We start from the raw sequence: 18,391 nt of genomic DNA, 5'->3' as shown, positions 1-18,391 counted from the left end.
TAATAATTTATAACATTTTTTTGATATAAATTAGTAAAAAAGGAATTTTGTTATGAGAAGTTTTATTTTAAGAGTATTTAGATTTGATGCTAGTAGAGATTATGAGTTTTACTATAAGCCATATGAGATTAATTTAAAAGACATTAACGATAGTTCTACACTTTACTATGTTTTAGGATTGGTAAAACAACAAGATAGATATTTTAATATGCCAGATTGTAATGAATTTGTAAGGATTGAAAATAAAGTTTTATCACTTAATACAAACATAAATGAACTTATTAAAAAATTTGGAAATGATTTTTGTGTAAGTGCAATTGATTTAAAAAGGGCAAAGCTTGATTTAATGTGTGATGATAGTGATTTTATAAAAGTTTTTGATTATTTTAAAAATATTTGCAATGCAGATGATTATAAGGATTATTTAACTTATAAATTTTTATATTATGCAAGTGATATTCGTGAATATAATGATGAATTTTTAGGTGATAGTGCGTTTGTGTTTGCAAATAAATTATTAGAAAAATATCCTAATAAAAGAAAAGATATTTTAGATATTGTTTTTGATAAGGAAAAAGGAATTGAGTATAGTGTAAGCTTAAAACCATTTTTATATAGTGATTATGAAAAATATGAAGAAATTAAAAATTCTTTAAAACATCAAAAGGAGATTAGATGATAACTTTAATAAATGATGATTTTAATTTTTCTAATTTATTAAAAGGTGATTATAGAAAAACCTATGTAAAAACACCTAGTTTTATGAGTGAATATAAAGCAGATGAATATAAAAAAGAATTTGATTCTTGTTTAGGAGAGATGAATTTAATCTGCGATACTAGTATTTTAGATTATGCAAAGAAAAATTATAAAAACGCTTCTTGTGTTATTCAAGATTTACAAAATATAGAAATTAAAAACGATTTTAATGGTTTTAATGTAGCTGTTTATCGTGGTTTTACCATTGATTTATTTTTACATTTTTTAAAAAAGACTAAGGCAAAATTAATAAATTACGAAACTCAAGAATTTGAAAATGGTTTTAGATTTTTAGATTTTGATAAACAAGTAGCATATAAAAAAGCAGCTAAGATAGTTTTAGATGCTTATGATAGCGGTGCTGATTTTTTAGTAGTTGGCGATAGTTTAAGCTTTAAAATGTTTGATACTTTAAGTGGCGAATTGCAAAAAGTATCTAATAGAGATTTTAGTGATTTTTATATTTTACATATGGCTGAGTTCATAGCTTTAGCTAATGGTAATATTCCAGCTAGTCTTAAAGAACATAAATTAAAGGTTAGTTTGGTATGAAAATAGCCATTGCGTGCAAAGATATTTTATTAGAAAAGACTTTAATATTATTTTTACAAGATTATTTAGCAAATAAAAAAGATTGCGATTTTTTAATCACTGATGAAAAATTAATGCACGCAAAAAAACCACAATTTATAATAGGTTTTAATAATGCACATTTAAAATTGCCTTTTAGTAAAGAGCAATTAATTGATGCTTTATATGAGTTTTCAAGCACAATAAATCAAGATGATAATAAGGTTTTAAGTTTTGAAGAAAAACTTGATAAATTACTTAATAAATTTAAATATGATTTACTTCAATTAATGTATGAAAAATAATGTTTTAAGAGTTCAGAGTGGTTTTTTAAAAGGTAAAATTTTAGAAAATCCATCAAAAGATACCACAAGAGCTACAAAAAGTATAGTTAAGTCTTGTGTTTTTAATGTTTTAAGAGATGATTTAAGGGAATATGTTTTTATAGAAGCATTTGGCGGTAGTGCTAGTATGGCGATTGAGGCTATTAGTAATTATGCAAAAAAGGCATTTGCTATTGAGATTGATAAATTAGCGTATAAAAGTGCTTTAAAAAATACAAAAGATTTAAATATAGAAGTTTTAAATGACGATACTTTTAAAGCTTTACCTAATATTATTGCCAAATTACAAAATGAAAAAACTATTCTTTATTTAGACCCGCCATTTGATATTAGAGATGGTTTTAGCGATGTATATTTGAAAATCAAGAATTTGTATGAGAATTTAGATTGTGATATTGTCATTATAGAGCATTCTAGCAAGGTTGAATTTGCATCTTTAAAATATACCTTATTTAAGGTAAAAAAATTCGGCAACACAACTCTTAGTTTTTTTACTAGGTCTTAATTTATTTACTTTAGCTTAATAGAATATAGAGCATAATTTTTTTAGTAGGGATACGCAAGCCGAAAGGAAAATTATATATATTTTTATTAGGAGATTTTATGAAAAAGTTTTTATTAGTTTTACTTGCTTTTTCTAGTGTTGCTTTTGCTGCAGAAACTGAAATTGGTAGCGAGTTATTAAAAGCTTGTTCTGTTTTAGCTGCTGGTATTGGCTTAGGTGTTGCTGCACTTGGTGGTGCTATTGGTATGGGTCATGCTGCTGCTGCGACTATTGCAGGAACTGCTAGAAACCCTAGTTTAGGTGGTAAATTATCAACAACTATGTTTATTGCTATTGCGTTAATTGAAGCACAAGTAATTTATGCTCTAGTTATTGGATTAGTATTATTATACGCTAACCCATTTTTAGGATAATTTTAGGCTACTTTTGTAGCCTTTTTTGCGTTTATGGTGGAATTGGTAGACACGCTATCTTGAGGGGGTAGTGCCAACAGGTGTGCGAGTTCAAGTCTCGCTAAACGCACCATGAAAAATAATATTACAAAAGGATTTTGAAGTGAAATTATTAGTAGTAGATGATAGCTCTACAATGAGAAGAATTATTAAAAATACTTTACAAAGATTAGGTCATGAGGATGTTTTAGAAGCTGAACATGGCGTGGAAGCTTGGGGATTGTTATGTGCAAATAGCGATATTGATGTTTTAATAACAGATTGGAATATGCCTGAAATGAATGGTCTTGAACTTGTTAAAAAAGTAAGAGCTGAAGCTAAATATGCAGATATGCCAATCATCATGGTAACTACTGAAGGTGGTAAAGCAGAAGTTATTACAGCATTAAAAGCTGGTGTTAATAACTATATAGTAAAACCTTTTACTCCACAAGTATTAAAAGAAAAATTAGAAGATGTTTTAGGATAATTATGCGTAATACTTATCAAGAATTAGTTATTAAAACAAATAATTTGGAGTTTATTAGTGATTTTGTATTTGCGTTTGATATTGATGCAATTGAAGAAAAAAATGATGAATTAATTGTAAGAAGTGATAATAATCTTGATGATTTAGTTTTTGCGTTAGGCGAGTTAAAACAAAAACTTAATGATGCTAATTTAAATATTAATCTTACTTATGAACTTTGTGAAAAAGAGAATAAGGATTGGATTAATGAATATAAGAAAAATATAAAGCCAATTTTAATAGATAATATATATATACATACTACTTGGCAAGAGCCTAAAGCAGGCTATGTAAATCTAAAAATAGACCCAGCTTTAGCTTTTGGCTCAGGTCATCATGAAAGCACAAATTCTTGTGTTGAATTTTTGCAAAAATATTATAAAGGTTGCAAAACAGGTCTTGATGTAGGATGTGGTAGTGGAATTTTATCTTTAGTTATGGCTAATTATGGCATTAGTGTTGATTCTTGTGATACTGATGAATTAGCAATTATGAGTACTAAAAATAATTTTGAGTTAAATAATCTTAAAATTAATAACATTTGGCAAGGTTCTTGCGATAAAGCCAAAAAGAAATATGATTTAGTAGTAGCAAATATAATTGCCGATGTGATATTAATTATTAAAAATGATTTGATAAAAAGTCTTAATGAGAACGGAGTTTTAATTCTTTCTGGTATTTTAAATACTTATTCTGAAAGGATTAAAAGTCAATTTTCTTCACTAACTTTAGTTGATGAGAAAATAAAAGGAGATTGGCTAACTTTAGTTTATAAGGTGAAAAATGAATAATAATGAAAATAAGAATTCTAATAAAAATCCAATAGTTATATTTTTAATTTTTTCACTATTGGTATTTGGTGGGTTTTCTTTATTTTTTGAAGAAGGTGGAATAGCTGATAATGGAAATAAAATAAGTTATTCTGACTTTAAGAAAAAAATAGAGACAGGTGAAATAACAAAAGTTCAAATAGGACAAACTCAAATAAAAGGTAGCGGGCTTAACTCTAGTTATACTGCAAACTTAGTAAGAGATTCAAATCTTACTACTTTACTTGATAGTAAAAATGTAAATTACACATCTTATTCTGAAAATAACTTTTTATCTAATTTATTATTTACTTGGATAATTCCAATTTTTATATTTTTTGCTATTTGGGGATTTATTACAAACAGAATGCAAAAGAAAATGGGTGGCGGAATTTTAGGAATTGGAAACTCAAAAAAATTAGTAAATTCTGAAAAACCAAAAGTAAAATTTGATGATGTAGCAGGTGTTGAAGAAGCAAAAGAAGAAGTAAAAGAAATAGTAGATTTTTTAAAATATCCAGAAAGATATATTAAATTAGGTGCTAAAATTCCAAAAGGTTTATTATTAGTTGGACCTCCAGGCACAGGTAAAACTCTTTTAGCAAAAGCAGTTGCAGGTGAAGCTGATGTTCCATTTTTTAGTGTTTCGGGTTCAAGTTTTATAGAAATGTTTGTAGGTGTTGGCGCTAGTCGTGTTAGAGATTTATTTGAAAACGCTAAAAAAGAAGCTCCGGCAATTATTTTTATAGATGAAATTGATGCTATTGGTAAATCTCGTGCAGCAGGTTCACATATGGGCGGGCACGATGAAAGGGAACAAACTTTAAATCAGCTTTTAGCTGAAATGGATGGGTTTGGTTCAGAAAGCCCTGTAATTGTATTAGCGGCTACAAATAGACCTGAAGTGCTAGATGCAGCATTACTTAGACCGGGTCGTTTTGATAGACAAGTTTTAGTTGATAAGCCAGATTTTAAAGGAAGATGCGATATTTTAAGCGTTCATATGAAAGATGTAAAAATTGCTAAAGAAGTTAAAGTTGAAGATATTGCAAGACTTACGGCAGGACTTGCTGGAGCTGATTTGGCAAATATAATAAATGAAGCTGCATTACTTGCAGGAAGAAATAATAAAAAAGAAGTAGAGCAAGGCGATTTAACTGAAGCAGTTGAAAGAGCTATTGCAGGACTTGAGAAAAAATCAAGAAGAATAAGTGATAAAGAGAAAAAAATTGTAACATATCATGAGTGTGGACATGCTTTAATAGCAGAGACAACAAAAGGTGCTAAAAAAGTTACAAAAGTTTCTGTTATTCCTAGAGGTTTAGCAGCGCTTGGTTATACTTTAAATACTCCTGAAGAAAATAAATTCTTAATGCAAAGACACGAGTTGATTGCAGAAGTTGATGTTCTTTTAGGTGGTCGTGCAGCTGAGCATGTATTTATTAAAGAGATTTCAACAGGTGCTAGTAATGATTTAGAAAGAGCAACCGATATTATAAAAGCAATGGTTTCTATGTATGGTATGAGTGATATTGCTGGGCTTATGGTTTTAGAAAAACAAAGAAATCAATTCTTAGGTGGTGGTCAAACTATCAAGGATTATTCAGATGATATGGCTCATAAATTAGATGAATATGTTAAAAACTTACTTGATGAGAGATTTAAATCTGTTGTTGCTACTTTAGAACAATATAGCGGAGCAATTGAAACAATGGTTGAAAAACTTTATGAAAAAGAAGTAATAGAAGGTAGTGAAGTAAGAGAAATAATTAAAAATTATGAAATAGAAAATAATTTTGAAACTAGATTAAGTGAGATAGAAAAATGAATTTAATAGCAAATTGTGGAAAAAAGATAATATTAATTGCTTGGATAATATTTATATTATTTACTTTAATATTTTCTTTTTCTTGTTTGTTATTTTTAATTTTAGTATTACTACATTTATTTTATAAAAGGGTTGAGAGAGAAATCACTGATTATGATAATAATACTATAGTAAGTCCAATTGATGCAAAGGTAGTTGGAATATATGTTGATGAAGATAATAAAAATATAGTATTAACTTTAGAAAAAAATTATTTTAGCTTATTTTTAAATTCTTCAGAAGTTAGAAGTGTGATAAAGTCTGAAGATATTTATAAAAAGCAATTTAATGGTTTAAAATATAATGATAATTTTTATTCAAATGCTACTGAAATAGTATTCAATAAAGATATTTCATTAATTTTAAAACCTGCTAGGTATTGTGTAAATTCTTTTTATGACATAAAAAAAGCTTTTAAAGGTCAAAGAATTGGATTTTTTTCAACAGGATTAGTTGATATAAAATTACCATATAATTGCACTTTATTAGTTGGAATGCACGATAAAATCTTAGCTAATGCAGATATTGCAAAGATTGGAGAATAAAATGGAAAAAAATTCTCATAAATTAGCTTATATTTTACCTAATTTATTTACAGCAGCATCTATATTTTTAGGTGTTTTAAGTATTTTAGCGTCTATTAAAGGTGATTATGATAAAGCTATGATTTTAATTATAGTAAGTTTGATTTGCGATGGTCTTGATGGTCGTGTAGCAAGGCTTACAAATACAGCTTCAAAATTTGGAGTAGAATTTGATAGTTTAGCTGATATTATTGCTTTTGGAGTTGCACCTGCGGTACTATTTTATTTTAATTTAGGTCAAGAGTATGGAAGACTTGGTTCTCTTGCTATGGCTGTTTTTATAATATTTGGTGCAATTCGCTTAGCTAGATTTAATGTTACAACAGGCACATATGACCCAAGAGTTTTTATAGGTCTTCCAATTCCAACGGCTGCGGTTGTTTTAGGTATTTGGGTTGTGTTTTATAAGCACCATTTTGATAATAATTCATTTATAGAAATTTTTATTATATTTCTTACGTTTTTATTGTCGTTTTTGATGGTGAGTAATGTAAGGTATCCAAGTTTTAAAAAGATAGAATTTCAAAAAGCAAATATTTTAAAAGCTTTAGTGATTTTAATTTTTATTTGTTCTCTTATATATTTACGCCCTTTAGAGATTTTTACCTTAATAATGAGCGCTTATGTTATTTATGGTTTATCAAGAGCGATTTATAATTTATATATAAAAAAGATTAAAAAAGTAGGATAAATATGTTGGATAATAGTAGCGTAGCAGTATTTATAGATGCAGAAAACATACCTGCTAAATATGCTAGAGAAATATTTGACTACGCTTCTAATTATGGAAATGTTATTATTAAAAGAATATATGCTGATTGGAGTAAAGAAAATATTCAAAATTGGCGTGAAAAAATATTTGATTATGGCATTATTGCAATGCAGCAATTTTCTACTTCATCGGGTAAAAACTCATCTGATATGTATCTTACAACCGAAGCTTTAAGCATATTTTATGAAAAACAAATAGATGTTTTTGTTATAGTTTCAGGTGATAGTGATTATACGAGTTTAGCTCAAAAATTAAGAGAAAACAAAAAATTAGTAATTGGAATAGGAACTAATAAATCTTTAAAATCATATGTAAATTCATTTAATGAGTTTTTTTATTTGGATAATGAAAAAGTTAAAAGTAGTGATAAAGACAGATTAAAAGCAATTCCAAAAGAGCAATTAAAAGAATTAGAACAAATAATTGATAATTTAATTGATGAAAAAACTAGAGCAGAATATGCAGTAATAAATACATATATGCAGAAAAAATATTCTGATTTTCACGCTAAAAATTATGGTTTTAGTAGTTTTAGACAATTAATTGAGAATTTTATTTTAAAACATAAGGAATATCAAGAAAAAGTATCTGATGATAGATGTACTTATTATCTTGTGAAAAATTCTACACTCCTTCGCCCAAACAAGGGCGATATAGACTAAAAATTTATTAATAATACATATACTAACAATACATTAAATTAAAGGAAAGAAAAAAATGAGTGAAAGAATTATAATATTTGATACAACTTTAAGAGATGGTGAGCAAAGTCCAGGTGCTTCAATGAATACAGAAGAAAAAATCCAAATAGCTTTAGCGCTTGAGCGTTTGGGTGTTGATGTTATGGAAGTAGGGTTTGCAGCATCTAGTCCAGGAGATTACGAAGCGATTAATAAAATTGCACAAATTATTAAAAACTCAAGCGTTTGTTCTCTTGCAAGATGTGTAGAAAACGACATTATTCAAGCAGGTAAAGCGCTTGAGCCAGCAGCTAAAAAACGCATTCATACTTTTATTGCGACAAGTCCAATTCATATGGAATACAAGCTTAAAAAAACTCCAGCAGAAGTTTTAGCAACCGCAGTTAAGAATGTAAAATTAGCTAAGAGTTTATGTGATGATGTTGAGTTTTCTTGTGAAGACGCTTTAAGAAGTGATGTAAATTTTTTAAAAGAAATGGCAGATGCAGTTTATGAAGCAGGTGCAAGGACATTTAATATCCCTGATACGGTTGGATATAGATTGCCTGATGAGATTTATAAGGTATTTAAAGAAATTAGCGATTATACAAAAGGAAGACTTATAGTATCAGCACACAATCACAATGATTTAGGTTTAGCTACTGCAAACACACTTGCTGCTATTAAAGGTGGTGCTAGACAAATTGAAGTTACTCTAAATGGCTTAGGTGAGCGTGCAGGAAACGCTGCTTTAGAAGAAGTTGTGATGGCTTTAAAGGTTAGAGCTGATGAATTAGGCGAGTTTTATACCACAATTAATCATAAAGAAATTTATCCATCAAGTAGATTATTATCAAACATAATCGGTGTAAATCCACAACCAAATAAAGCAATAGTAGGTAAAAATGCCTTTTCTCACGAAAGCGGAATTCATCAAGATGGCGTGTTAAAACACCCTGAAACTTATGAGATTATGAAAGCTAGTGATATAGGCTTAGTTCAAGATAATTTAGTCTTAGGAAAACATAGTGGAAGAGCAGCGTTTAATGATAAATTAAAATCTCTTGGCTTTACATTAGATACTGATGAGTTAAATCGTGCATTTGCAGAGTTTAAAGACCTTTGCGATAAGAAAAAAGAAGTATTTGATGAAGATTTAATAGCAATAGTGGCTGCTGATAAGATTAAAATAGAAGAGAAATTTAAGCTTATAAATCTTCAAGTAAGCGATTGTTCATCAGCACTTGCGACTGCTGCTGTTACTATGGAGTGCGATGGAGAAATATTTAGCGAAGCAGCTATTGGAGATGGTGTAATTGATGCAGTATTTAAAGTAATTGATAGAGCTAGCAAGGTAAATGGTAGCTTGCTTGATTATAAGGTTGATGCGGTTAGTAAAGGTAAAGATGCTTTAGCTCAAGTTAGTGTAAAAGTTAGCTTTGAAGGTCAGCGTGCAATCATTGGTCACGGGCTTGACCTTGATACTATGAAAGCTAGTGCTAAGGCATATTTAGGTGCATTAAATAGCTATATTTCAATGAACAAATGATGAAAAAAGTTATAGAATTTGTAACGGAATTTAATAAGTTTGCTAAGGATAATTCCTTAGCACTTATAGAATTAGAACAAGCAAATTTCATAGCTAGTGCAAAAGACACTCTAAATCTTAGTAATATTGTAAAAAATATTATTTCTATTAAATTTTATAACCTTTATAAAGGAATAATTTTTTCTGATTTAGATTTATTTGTAGATAGAATACAAATATCACAATTTAGCCTAATTGATAAAAAACATATGTTACTTTTATTAATAGCTAGTAGAAGTGAAAAATACGCTCAAACTCTAACCAGTAGTTTAAGAGAAGATGAAAGAAAATTTCTTAATACTTATCTTAAAAAAACTAAGGAATTTGTAAATTATGTATTGGATAAAAACAATAAAGACGAAATAGCTTTATTTTTATATGATTTAAATTCTTTTAGAAAATACTTAAAAAAAGATGAATTTTTAATGCCTACGAAAATTGCTAATGCTTTTAATTGGGTTAAAAAAATTGATGATAAAAATATTTTAGATGAATTAGAAAATAGTAAAAAATCATTATTTTTATCAAGAAGAAAATATTATGATAAATTAAATATATATGAAGATGTTGTGAAAGATTATAAAAAATATGAAAAAAAATTAGATTTAATTATTAAAGAATTTAAGTTAAATCCTAGTTTATAAATTAAGTAAAATTCAAATATACTAAAAGTTCTTTATTATTATGATTTTTAATACTAAAAGTATTGCCTAATGCTTCGTTTAAAGTCCCACTATTTAGATATTTAAAATTAAAATTATTTAGTTCATATTTAAGGTTTTGTGAGCTAAATTTAGCTCTTTTATCAAGGCAAAATAATGATATTTGCTGACCTTTATAAGAATTAGCAGTAAAATCAGTATTTTTTATAAAAAATTCCCCGTAATTTGTGATTAGTTTTAGATTTATTGTCTTATTAAAGCGATTTTTTAATTTAAAATATTGAAATAATAAAGCTATATTTGCTATAAAATGATCATCTCTTTTGCCCCCAGCACCAAGGATAAAAATATCACTAAAATCCATTGATAAAGCGTATTTATAGGCTTTTGTTAAGTCATTCGTGTTTTGATTTTTTACTTTAATTATTTTTGCTTTTGTTTTTAGATTTTGAAAACTATCTAAATCCCCAATAATTACATTAGGCTCATAATTATTAGCCAAAAGCAAATTAGCAGCACCATCACAAGCTATTAAAAAATCAGCATTTTTTAGATAATTTAAGGTTATTTTATTGGTGCAAAACTCCCCATTAGCCATAATCACGCAAGTCATTTTAAATCCTTTTTCCAAGAAAATAAGTAAATAATACCTAAGATAAAAAATAAAATCATAAGCATTAATACAGCTAAATTTGAACTATCTTCAATGTAAAGAATGGTCCAAATGTAAATAGAAGCAATGTTTGAAATACTTATATAAATATAATGATTTATTATTTTTTTTAGACTTAAAATAGTTGCGATAAGCCCACTTGAGAATATAAAGCTTTCAAGATAAATAAATCTTGATTCTAAATTCTTTAAATAAAAAGAATAAAAATAAGCAATAATAAAAATTGCTATATAAATTAATATAAAATTTTTCAAGCTTAAAGTCTTAATTAAAGTATTTTTATTCCAATAAAAATAGCCATAAATCATCATAGGAAAATAGCATAATAAATACAAAAATACTTCTCCAAAAAGTCTATTTATATAAGCAATATAAGCATAAATTAAAGCATTAAATACACCTACAATAAAGCATAATTTATTTTTTACTCCCATTAATAATACATATAAAATTCCAGTAAAAAGGGCAAAAAAGTTTAAAATATTTGAATTAGTAAAATAAGCAAAAGCTAAACTAAAAATAAGCGAAGTTAAAAATAATCTCATAATATCTCCTTAATCAGCATTACCTGTCCAAGTTCAATGGGTTTAATCTCAGCTAAAAGCACCCCAAAAAAATCTTATTATAATTATAAAAATTAATAATCTTATTAATCAATTTGTTTTATAATCACAGCTTTTAATTTACACCAATTTGGAGGTCAAAATGGCTTTGGATTCGGCAAGAAAAGCTGAAATTATCAGCAAATATGCAAGATTTGGTGGCGACACAGGTTCGTCTGAAGTTCAAATTGCTTTACTTACAGAAAGAATTGCAATATTAACAGAACACTTAAAAGTATTTAAAAAAGACTTTTCATCAAGACTAGGACTACTTAAATTAGTTGGTCAAAGAAAAAGACTTTTAAAATATTTAAAAGCTACAAAATACGATGTTTATGTTAAATTAATTAACGAATTAAACATTAGAGATAAATAATTCTTAGCCCCTTTTTGGGGCAAAATACTATGATTTTATACGATAATTTAGAAGAAATTACCTACCTTGAAAAACTAGCAAATTATCTAAGCTCTAAAGATATTGAGCTTGTTTTAACTAACAATGATAAAATGCAAGAAATCAATAAAAATACAAGAAATATTGATAAAACTACTGATGTTTTAAGTTTTCCACACGATAACTCTTTTTTAGATACTAATTTTTTAGGCTCATTAGTTATTAATACCGAACTAGCAAAAACTAAAGCTTGTGAATTAGGGCATAGTTTAGAAGATGAAATATCTTTATTATTTATTCATGGAATGCTACATTTATTAGGGTATGACCACGAAATAGATAATGGCGAAATGAGAGCAAAAGAGATTGAGCTAATAAAAGAATTTAATTTACCAACAAGCCTTATAGTAAGAACTTTAGATTAAATCTTTTTATGTAGAATGATAACTATTTTATTTTTTAAAAGGATATTCTATGGAACAAAATGCTTTAGTTCAATTTTTACCATTAATCGTATTATTTGCGATTTTTTATTTTTTAATTATTCGCCCACAACAAAAACAAGCAAAAGCACATAAAGAAATGCTAAATTCACTTACTAAAGGTGATAAAATAGTTACCAATGGTGGTTTAATTGTTGAAGTTGTAAAAGCTGAAGATGATTATTTAAAAATTAGATTAAATGATGATGTTGTTGCTAAATTAGATAAAAATTTTGTAGCTAGAAAAGTAGAAAACACAAATAATTCGGAAGCAACAAAATAATGCGTAATCAAAAAACAAAAAGTATCACATATCGTTTTTATGTTTTAGTTTTTGTTACACTTTTTGGCATATTTTTAAGTGTGCCAAGCTTTTTTTCTATAAATGGTCCTAAGATTAATTTAGGGCTTGATTTACAAGGCGGACTTCATATGCTTTTAGGTGTAGAAACCAATGAAGCTATAAAGTCTAAAGTAAAATCAATCGCTTCAAGTATTAATTATTCTTTTAATAAAGAAAATATTTTAACTGATGGATTTAAAAGTAATGATGGTGTAATACATTTTGAACTACTAGATAAAGATGATACTGCTAAAGTAGATAAAATAATTAAAGAACTAAAAGGCTTAAAAGTTAGTGTTAATAATTCTTTTTATGAGATTACTTTAACACCTGAAGAAGAAGTTCAAACTGCTAAATTTGCAATAGATCAAGCTGTAGAAACTATTAGAAATAGACTTGATTTATTTGGACTTTCAGAGCCAACTGTTGCTAAACAAGGTGAAGATAAAATCTTGGTTGAAATTCCAGGCGTAAAAACTGCTGAAGATGAGCAAAGAGCTAAAGATTTAATAGCTAAAGCCGCACATTTACAACTAATGGAAGTAGATAGAGCTAAGGCTGATCAAGGCAATATGTTAAGTCCTGAAGAAGCAGCAAGTTATGGAGATATTATTTTACCTGATGTAAAAGATAAAAATATTAAATATGTTTTAAAAGAATTACCTATTTTAGATGGCTCTATGTTAATTGATGCTAGAGTAGGATTTTCTGATAAAACTGCTCAACCTGTTATTAATTTTACACTTAATTCAGAAGGTGCAAAAATATTTGGAGATTTCACAGGTAAAAAAGTAGGTCATCAATTAGCAATAGTTTTAGATGGTAAGGTATATTCAGCTCCTAGAATTAATGAAAGAATAGGTGGTGGTAGCGGACAAATTAGTGGGAATTTCAGTGTTGAAGAAGCACACGATTTAGCTATCGCACTAAGAAGTGGGGCTTTATTAGCACCTGTTAAATTACTTGAAAAAAGAAGCGTAGGACCAAGTTTGGGTGCTGATAGTATTGAGCAAAGTTTAGTTGCACTTTTAGGTGTATTTTTGATGATTGTTGTTTTTATGGGAGTTTATTACGGAATTAGTGGTTTGTTTGCAAATATTGCTCTAATTTCTAATATATTCTTATTAGTAGCAGTAATGGCACTTTTTGGAGCAACGCTTACTCTTCCTGGTATGGCTGGGATTGTTCTAACTGTCGGTATGGCTGTAGATGCGAATGTTATTATTAATGAGCGTATTAGAGAGCTTATAAGAGATGGCGTTAATTTAAGAGATGCTATAAATAATGGTTATCATAACGCAATGAGTGCGATTTTGGATAGTAATCTAACTACTTTAATTACAAGTGCTGCATTATATGCTTATGGAACTGGTGCTATTAAAGGATTTGCTGTTACTATGAGTATAGGAATAATTGCATCTATGATAACAGCAATTATAGGAACTCATGCTTTATTTGATTTATTTGCTAATAGAATTGAAAAAAGTGGCAATACAAGACTTTGGTTTGGTTATAGGAGAGTGTGATGCAAGTATTTTCTAGTAAAAAAATATATGATTTTATGAGGCTTAGATTTGCATCTATTGGCTTATCTTTTGTTTTAGTAATAGGCTCTATTATTTTATTATTTACACAAGGTCTAAATTACGGAATTGATTTTAGTGGTGGGACTTTAGTTCAGATAAAATATACTAATAAAAATGCTCCTTTAGATGATATTCGTAATATTTTAAATCAAAATGAAGTTTTAAAAGGTGCTAGCGTTACGGAATTTGGAAGTAGTGATGAAGTAGTAATTAGATTTTCAAGTTCAAGTGATAGTTTAGGTAAAGATGTAGGAGATACTATTGTAAAAATGTTATCTTCAACAGGCGATATTGAGCTAAGAAGAGTTGATATTGTTGGACCAAAAGTTGGTGGAGAATTAAGACAAAAAGGTTTAATGGCTATTTTAGTATCTTTTGCACTTATTTTAGTGTATATAGCTATTAGGTTTGAATGGCGTTTTGCTATGGCTGCAATTATTAGTGAAATTCACGATATTGTAATAGTTATTGGAGCGATTTCTCTTTTTCAAATTGATGTTAATCTTGATACTTTAGCAGCTATTTTAACCGTTTTAGGCTATTCACTAAATGATACAATTATTATTTTTGATAGAATTCGTGAAAGCATAAAAGAGAGTAAAAGCACTAATTTAGGTAGCATTATTAACGAAAGCGTATCAGCAACCTTATCAAGAACAACTCTTACATCAGGAACAACACTCTTTACGGTTTTAATTTTGTTTTTTTATGGTGGAGATATGATACACGGCTTTTCTCTTGCTTTAATAGTTGGGGTTATTGCAGGAACTTTAAGTTCAATTTTTGTAGCAAGCCCACTTTTAATGTGGTTTAATTTTAGCGTTAGTAATTATAGAACTAAAGAGCTTGATAAAATCAAGAAAAAAGAAGAAAAAGAACGCCTAAGAGCAATGTATGAAAAAGGACAATTATAATGGATTTTGGAAGAGTAATTCATATATTCTTTACATTGATGAGCTTAACTACAACGGCTGGCTTTTTATATTATCAAAGCCCTGTGGCATTATTTATAGCAGCTAGCATTAATTTGGTTTCAACACTTTTAAAAATTGGTGTTAGAAATATTTTAAGCACAGAGATTTTTGCAAGTTCACTTGTAACTGATGTGCATTTAATAATAGCTTTTGTTTTAACTCAAATTTATGGAACTAGTATGAGTGATTTGGTATATAGTATGACAATAGGTGCTGTAATATCAAATATATTTACACTTATTTTAGTATTGATTGAAGCTATTAAAAATAAAGATGAATTTTAAGGACTAATTTATGTACAACGCAAAAGAAGTTGAGAAAAAATGGCAAGAAATTTGGGATAAAGAGAATTATTACGAACCTAGTAATGATTTTAGTAAAGAAAAAAAATATATATTATCAATGTTTCCATACCCAAGTGGTAAAATTCATATGGGACATGTAAGAAACTATGCAATAGGTGATGCTTTAGCAAGACGCTTTAGAACTATGGGCTATAATGTTTTACACCCACTAGGGTTTGATAGTTTTGGTATGCCTGCTGAAAATGCTGCTATAAAATATGGGCTTCATCCTAAAAAATGGACTTATGAAAATATTGATTATATGAAAAAAGAACTTTATTCTTTAGGTTTTTCGTTTTCTAAGACAAGATTACTTGCTACAAGTGATGAAATTTATACTAAATTTGAGCAAGAAATTTTTGCAAAAATGTATGAAGCAGGTCTAATTTATACAAAAAAAGCTAATGTAAATTGGTGTGATAATGATAAAACCGTTTTAGCAAACGAACAAGTTGAAGATGGCAAATGCTGGAGATGTGGTCATGAAGTAGAGCAAAAATCTATGAATGGCTATTATGTAAGAATTACAAAATATGCTGAAGAATTATTAAAAGATTTAAAATATTTAGAAGATAAATGGCCAAATCAAGTTTTAACAATGCAAGAAAATTGGATAGGCAAAAGCGATGGATTGGAATTTGAATTAGATGTATCAAGTTCTAATAAAGATTTAGATGGATTAAAATTCAGCGTATTTACAACCCGTGCTGATACGATTTTCGGACTTTCTTATTTTGCTTTAGCACCTGAACATGAAATTACTAAAAAAGTTTTAGAAACTAATTTAATAAGTGAAAATGATAAAGACAAAATTAAAGCTATGCAAAATATGAGTGCTAAAAATAGAGCTCAAAGTGAAAAAGAAGGCGTATTTTTAGGTATTTATGCAATTCATCCAATAACTAAAGAAAAATTACCTGTATGGGTAGCAAATTTCGTTTTAGCTGATTATGGTAGCGGTGCTGTTATGGCAGTTCCAGCTCACGATGAAAGAGATTTTGAGTTTGCTAAAAAATATAATTTAAATATAAAATATGTAATAAATGGCGAAAATAAAAAAGATAATGAGCCTTTTACTGAATATGGAATTTTATTTGATAGTGCAGAATTTAGTGGCTTAGATAGTGCTAGTGCTAGAATTGCAATTGCTAAAGAATTTGAAAATAGAAAAATCGGTAAAAGTATAATCAATTATAAATTAAGAGATTGGGGTATATCTCGTCAAAGATATTGGGGAGCTCCTATTCCGATTGTTAAATGCGATACTTGTGGAAGTGTAGTTGAGAATAACTTGCCTGTAGCTTTACCTGAAGATGTAGTAATTGATGGAGAAGGAAATCCACTTGAAAAACACCCTACATTTAAACAATGTAAATGCCCTAAATGTGGAAAAGACGCAATTAGAGAGAGCGATACAATGGATACATTTTTCCAAAGTTCTTGGTATTTTGCAAGATTTGCAAGTAATCCTAGCAATTGGAATACAAAAGCAATTGATGATGAAGCAAAATATTGGATGAATGTAGATCAATATATTGGTGGTATTGAACACGCGATTTTACACTTATTATATGCTAGATTTTTCCAAAAAGCTCTAAGGGATTTAGGATATTTAAATGTAGATGAGCCGTTTGAACGCTTACTTACTCAAGGTATGGTTTTAAAAGATGGTGCTAAGATGAGTAAAAGCAAGGGCAATACGGTTGATCCTGATGATATTATTAAAAATTACGGAGCTGATACTGCAAGACTTTTCATACTTTTTGCTGCACCACCTCAAAAAGAATTAGAATGGAATGATAGTGCGGTTGAAGGTGCTTATAGATTTTTAAATAGACTTTATGATAAGGCTTTAGGGATTAATGTAGTTGATTTTAGTAATATAAATCACGCAAATCTTAGTAAAGATGATAAATTAGCAAGACTTAAAGTATATGAAGCTTTAAAAAAGGCTGATGATGTATTTAATAAAACTTACGCATTTAATACATTAATAGCTGCTTGTATGGAAGGCTTAAATGCTTTAAATAACGCAAGTAGTGATGAAGTTTTAAGTGAAGGTTTTGCAATAATTTTAAGCATACTTGACCCAATTATTCCACATTTAGCAAGTGAGTTAAGTGAGAAATTATTTAATAGAACAAATATTAAAACTTATGAATTAAAAGAAGAAGTATTTGTAAGCGATACAATAAAACTTGGAATTAGTATTAATGGTAAAAATAGAGCAGAGATTGAAGTTGATGCAAATGCTAATCAAGATGAAATTATCAAAATAGCAAAAGATAAAGCAGCTAAATGGCTAGAAGATAAGATTATCGTAAAAGAAATTTATATTCCTAATAAATTAGTAAATATTGTAATTAAATGAAAAAAATACTTTTAAGTTTTACATTATTTTTTTGTGCTTGTGGCTATGCACCTTTGAATGTAGCCACTAGCAAAATGTTAGGCGAAAGTGTCAATGTAATTACTATTATAAATAAGGCTGAACCTAAAGATAGTATTACTTTAAATGATAATTTTACGAATTATGTAGAACATTATATGCATAAAAGTGTTAGTAAAACTGCAGATAGTAAGATTATTTTAAGAATTCTTAGTAGTGAATTTATACCTTTATATTATGATGAATTTGGATACGCTAAGAGCTATAAAGCTATTATTAGATTAGAATTTAATGTAACTTTTCAAGATGAAACAACTAAAAAAATTATAACTTCAGGCGAGCATATTTTTAATACAAATACAATTAGTGTTTTAAGTGATGAGCAAAAAAGTAGAGCTATTAATTTAGCTAGCCAAAAGGCGTTTAACGAATTTGCTTTAAGAATTATTATGTAGTTAATAATTAATTTTGTTTTGTTAGTATTAAGAAAAAATTTTAAAGAGA

Annotated in this window: 23 protein-coding genes and 1 tRNA gene; 22 read left to right on the top strand and 2 right to left on the bottom strand. The window is 28.0% G+C overall.

Annotated features, from left to right (window positions below; genetic code table 11):
• Positions 1 to 52: 52 nt before the first annotated feature.
• The 14 genes from AVBRAN12640_RS04345 (at position 53) to AVBRAN12640_RS04280 (ending at position 10,082) form a co-directional block, all read left to right on the top strand.
• Positions 53 to 679 (top strand): DUF5644 domain-containing protein, encoded by a 627-nt coding sequence (locus tag AVBRAN12640_RS04345; protein WP_336608455.1) that lies wholly within the window; start codon positions 53 to 55, stop codon positions 677 to 679.
• Positions 676 to 1,311: an HdrB C-terminal domain-containing protein gene (locus AVBRAN12640_RS04340; protein WP_214115887.1), complete on the top strand. Its 636-nt coding sequence runs from the start codon at positions 676 to 678 to the stop codon at positions 1,309 to 1,311. Before AVBRAN12640_RS04345 ends, AVBRAN12640_RS04340 begins: the two co-directional genes overlap by 4 nt.
• Entirely contained in the window at positions 1,308 to 1,634 is a 327-nt protein-coding gene (locus tag AVBRAN12640_RS04335) for an ornithine carbamoyltransferase (protein WP_214115885.1), read from the top strand. The genes AVBRAN12640_RS04340 and AVBRAN12640_RS04335 overlap by 4 nt, the downstream gene beginning before the upstream one ends.
• Complete coding sequence (locus tag AVBRAN12640_RS04330) at positions 1,624 to 2,178, top strand: RsmD family RNA methyltransferase (protein ID WP_336608454.1); 555 nt, start codon at positions 1,624 to 1,626, stop codon at positions 2,176 to 2,178. The genes AVBRAN12640_RS04335 and AVBRAN12640_RS04330 overlap by 11 nt, the downstream gene beginning before the upstream one ends.
• 98 nt (positions 2,179 to 2,276) lie before the next feature.
• Positions 2,277 to 2,591, top strand: a complete 315-nt coding sequence (locus tag AVBRAN12640_RS04325; protein WP_214115881.1) for a F0F1 ATP synthase subunit C — start codon at positions 2,277 to 2,279, stop codon at positions 2,589 to 2,591.
• A 27-nt stretch (positions 2,592 to 2,618) separates the two neighbouring features.
• Positions 2,619 to 2,703, top strand: a tRNA-Leu gene (locus AVBRAN12640_RS04320).
• A 30-nt stretch (positions 2,704 to 2,733) separates the two neighbouring features.
• Positions 2,734 to 3,099: a chemotaxis response regulator CheY gene (locus AVBRAN12640_RS04315; protein ID WP_214115879.1), complete on the top strand. Its 366-nt coding sequence runs from the start codon at positions 2,734 to 2,736 to the stop codon at positions 3,097 to 3,099.
• A 2-nt stretch (positions 3,100 to 3,101) separates the two neighbouring features.
• Positions 3,102 to 3,929 (top strand): 50S ribosomal protein L11 methyltransferase, encoded by an 828-nt coding sequence (locus AVBRAN12640_RS04310; protein ID WP_336608453.1) that lies wholly within the window; start codon positions 3,102 to 3,104, stop codon positions 3,927 to 3,929.
• Positions 3,922 to 5,775 carry an ATP-dependent zinc metalloprotease FtsH gene (ftsH, locus tag AVBRAN12640_RS04305; RefSeq protein ID WP_214115875.1) on the top strand — a complete coding sequence of 618 codons (1,854 nt, stop codon included), beginning with the start codon at positions 3,922 to 3,924 and terminating at the stop codon, positions 5,773 to 5,775. Before AVBRAN12640_RS04310 ends, ftsH begins: the two co-directional genes overlap by 8 nt.
• A complete protein-coding gene (locus tag AVBRAN12640_RS04300; RefSeq protein WP_214115873.1) occupies positions 5,772 to 6,359 on the top strand; it encodes a hypothetical protein in 588 nt (195 codons plus the stop codon). Before ftsH ends, AVBRAN12640_RS04300 begins: the two co-directional genes overlap by 4 nt.
• Before the next feature lies 1 nt (position 6,360).
• A complete protein-coding gene (gene pssA / locus AVBRAN12640_RS04295) occupies positions 6,361 to 7,089 on the top strand; it encodes a CDP-diacylglycerol--serine O-phosphatidyltransferase (RefSeq protein WP_214115871.1) in 729 nt (242 codons plus the stop codon).
• Positions 7,090 to 7,094: 5 nt separating this feature from the next.
• A complete protein-coding gene (locus AVBRAN12640_RS04290) occupies positions 7,095 to 7,832 on the top strand; it encodes an NYN domain-containing protein (RefSeq protein WP_214116012.1) in 738 nt (245 codons plus the stop codon).
• Between the two features lie 55 nt (positions 7,833 to 7,887).
• Complete coding sequence (locus AVBRAN12640_RS04285; RefSeq protein WP_214120014.1) at positions 7,888 to 9,399, top strand: 2-isopropylmalate synthase; 1,512 nt, start codon at positions 7,888 to 7,890, stop codon at positions 9,397 to 9,399.
• Positions 9,399 to 10,082: a hypothetical protein gene (locus tag AVBRAN12640_RS04280; RefSeq protein ID WP_336608452.1), complete on the top strand. Its 684-nt coding sequence runs from the start codon at positions 9,399 to 9,401 to the stop codon at positions 10,080 to 10,082. Before AVBRAN12640_RS04285 ends, AVBRAN12640_RS04280 begins: the two co-directional genes overlap by 1 nt.
• 1 nt (position 10,083) lies before the next feature.
• On the opposite strand, the gene AVBRAN12640_RS04275 is transcribed toward AVBRAN12640_RS04280, so the two are convergent.
• Positions 10,084 to 10,713: a thiamine diphosphokinase gene (locus tag AVBRAN12640_RS04275; protein WP_214150232.1), complete on the bottom strand. Its 630-nt coding sequence runs from the start codon at positions 10,711 to 10,713 to the stop codon at positions 10,084 to 10,086.
• Complete coding sequence (pnuC, locus tag AVBRAN12640_RS04270; RefSeq protein WP_336608451.1) at positions 10,710 to 11,318, bottom strand: nicotinamide riboside transporter PnuC; 609 nt, start codon at positions 11,316 to 11,318, stop codon at positions 10,710 to 10,712. Before pnuC ends, AVBRAN12640_RS04275 begins: the two co-directional genes overlap by 4 nt.
• A gap of 160 nt (positions 11,319 to 11,478) precedes the next feature.
• Between pnuC and rpsO the strand changes: the two genes are divergently transcribed.
• From rpsO to AVBRAN12640_RS04230, 8 genes are read left to right on the top strand one after another with little or no spacing between them, the layout of a single operon-like run.
• Positions 11,479 to 11,751 carry a 30S ribosomal protein S15 gene (gene rpsO, locus AVBRAN12640_RS04265; protein ID WP_214115856.1) on the top strand — a complete coding sequence of 91 codons (273 nt, stop codon included), beginning with the start codon at positions 11,479 to 11,481 and terminating at the stop codon, positions 11,749 to 11,751.
• Positions 11,752 to 11,780: 29 nt separating this feature from the next.
• Positions 11,781 to 12,194: an rRNA maturation RNase YbeY gene (gene ybeY, locus AVBRAN12640_RS04260; protein WP_336608474.1), complete on the top strand. Its 414-nt coding sequence runs from the start codon at positions 11,781 to 11,783 to the stop codon at positions 12,192 to 12,194.
• 49 nt (positions 12,195 to 12,243) lie between these two features.
• Complete coding sequence (gene yajC, locus AVBRAN12640_RS04255) at positions 12,244 to 12,534, top strand: preprotein translocase subunit YajC (RefSeq protein WP_214115855.1); 291 nt, start codon at positions 12,244 to 12,246, stop codon at positions 12,532 to 12,534.
• On the top strand, positions 12,534 to 14,120 hold the full coding sequence (gene secD / locus AVBRAN12640_RS04250) for a protein translocase subunit SecD (RefSeq protein WP_214115854.1): 1,587 nt from the start codon (positions 12,534 to 12,536) through the stop codon (positions 14,118 to 14,120). Before yajC ends, secD begins: the two co-directional genes overlap by 1 nt.
• The gene (secF, locus tag AVBRAN12640_RS04245) at positions 14,120 to 15,094 is read left to right on the top strand and encodes a protein translocase subunit SecF (protein WP_336608450.1); all 975 of its coding nucleotides are present in this window, start codon (positions 14,120 to 14,122) and stop codon (positions 15,092 to 15,094) included. The genes secD and secF overlap by 1 nt, the downstream gene beginning before the upstream one ends.
• On the top strand, positions 15,094 to 15,438 hold the full coding sequence (locus AVBRAN12640_RS04240) for a DUF6394 family protein (RefSeq protein ID WP_214115852.1): 345 nt from the start codon (positions 15,094 to 15,096) through the stop codon (positions 15,436 to 15,438). The genes secF and AVBRAN12640_RS04240 overlap by 1 nt, the downstream gene beginning before the upstream one ends.
• A gap of 10 nt (positions 15,439 to 15,448) precedes the next feature.
• Positions 15,449 to 17,869 carry a leucine--tRNA ligase gene (gene leuS / locus AVBRAN12640_RS04235; protein WP_214115851.1) on the top strand — a complete coding sequence of 807 codons (2,421 nt, stop codon included), beginning with the start codon at positions 15,449 to 15,451 and terminating at the stop codon, positions 17,867 to 17,869.
• Positions 17,866 to 18,342, top strand: coding sequence for a hypothetical protein (locus AVBRAN12640_RS04230; RefSeq protein WP_214115850.1), 477 nt, complete (start codon positions 17,866 to 17,868; stop codon positions 18,340 to 18,342). Before leuS ends, AVBRAN12640_RS04230 begins: the two co-directional genes overlap by 4 nt.
• The last annotated feature ends 49 nt before the right edge of the window (positions 18,343 to 18,391 follow it).

It is taken from the genome of Campylobacter sp. RM12640, from assembly GCF_020137595.1.
Classification (GTDB): domain Bacteria; phylum Campylobacterota; class Campylobacteria; order Campylobacterales; family Campylobacteraceae; genus Campylobacter_E.
The sequence above is the reverse complement of the archived record's forward strand: the minus strand, read 5'-3'. Positions and strand labels throughout refer to the sequence as shown.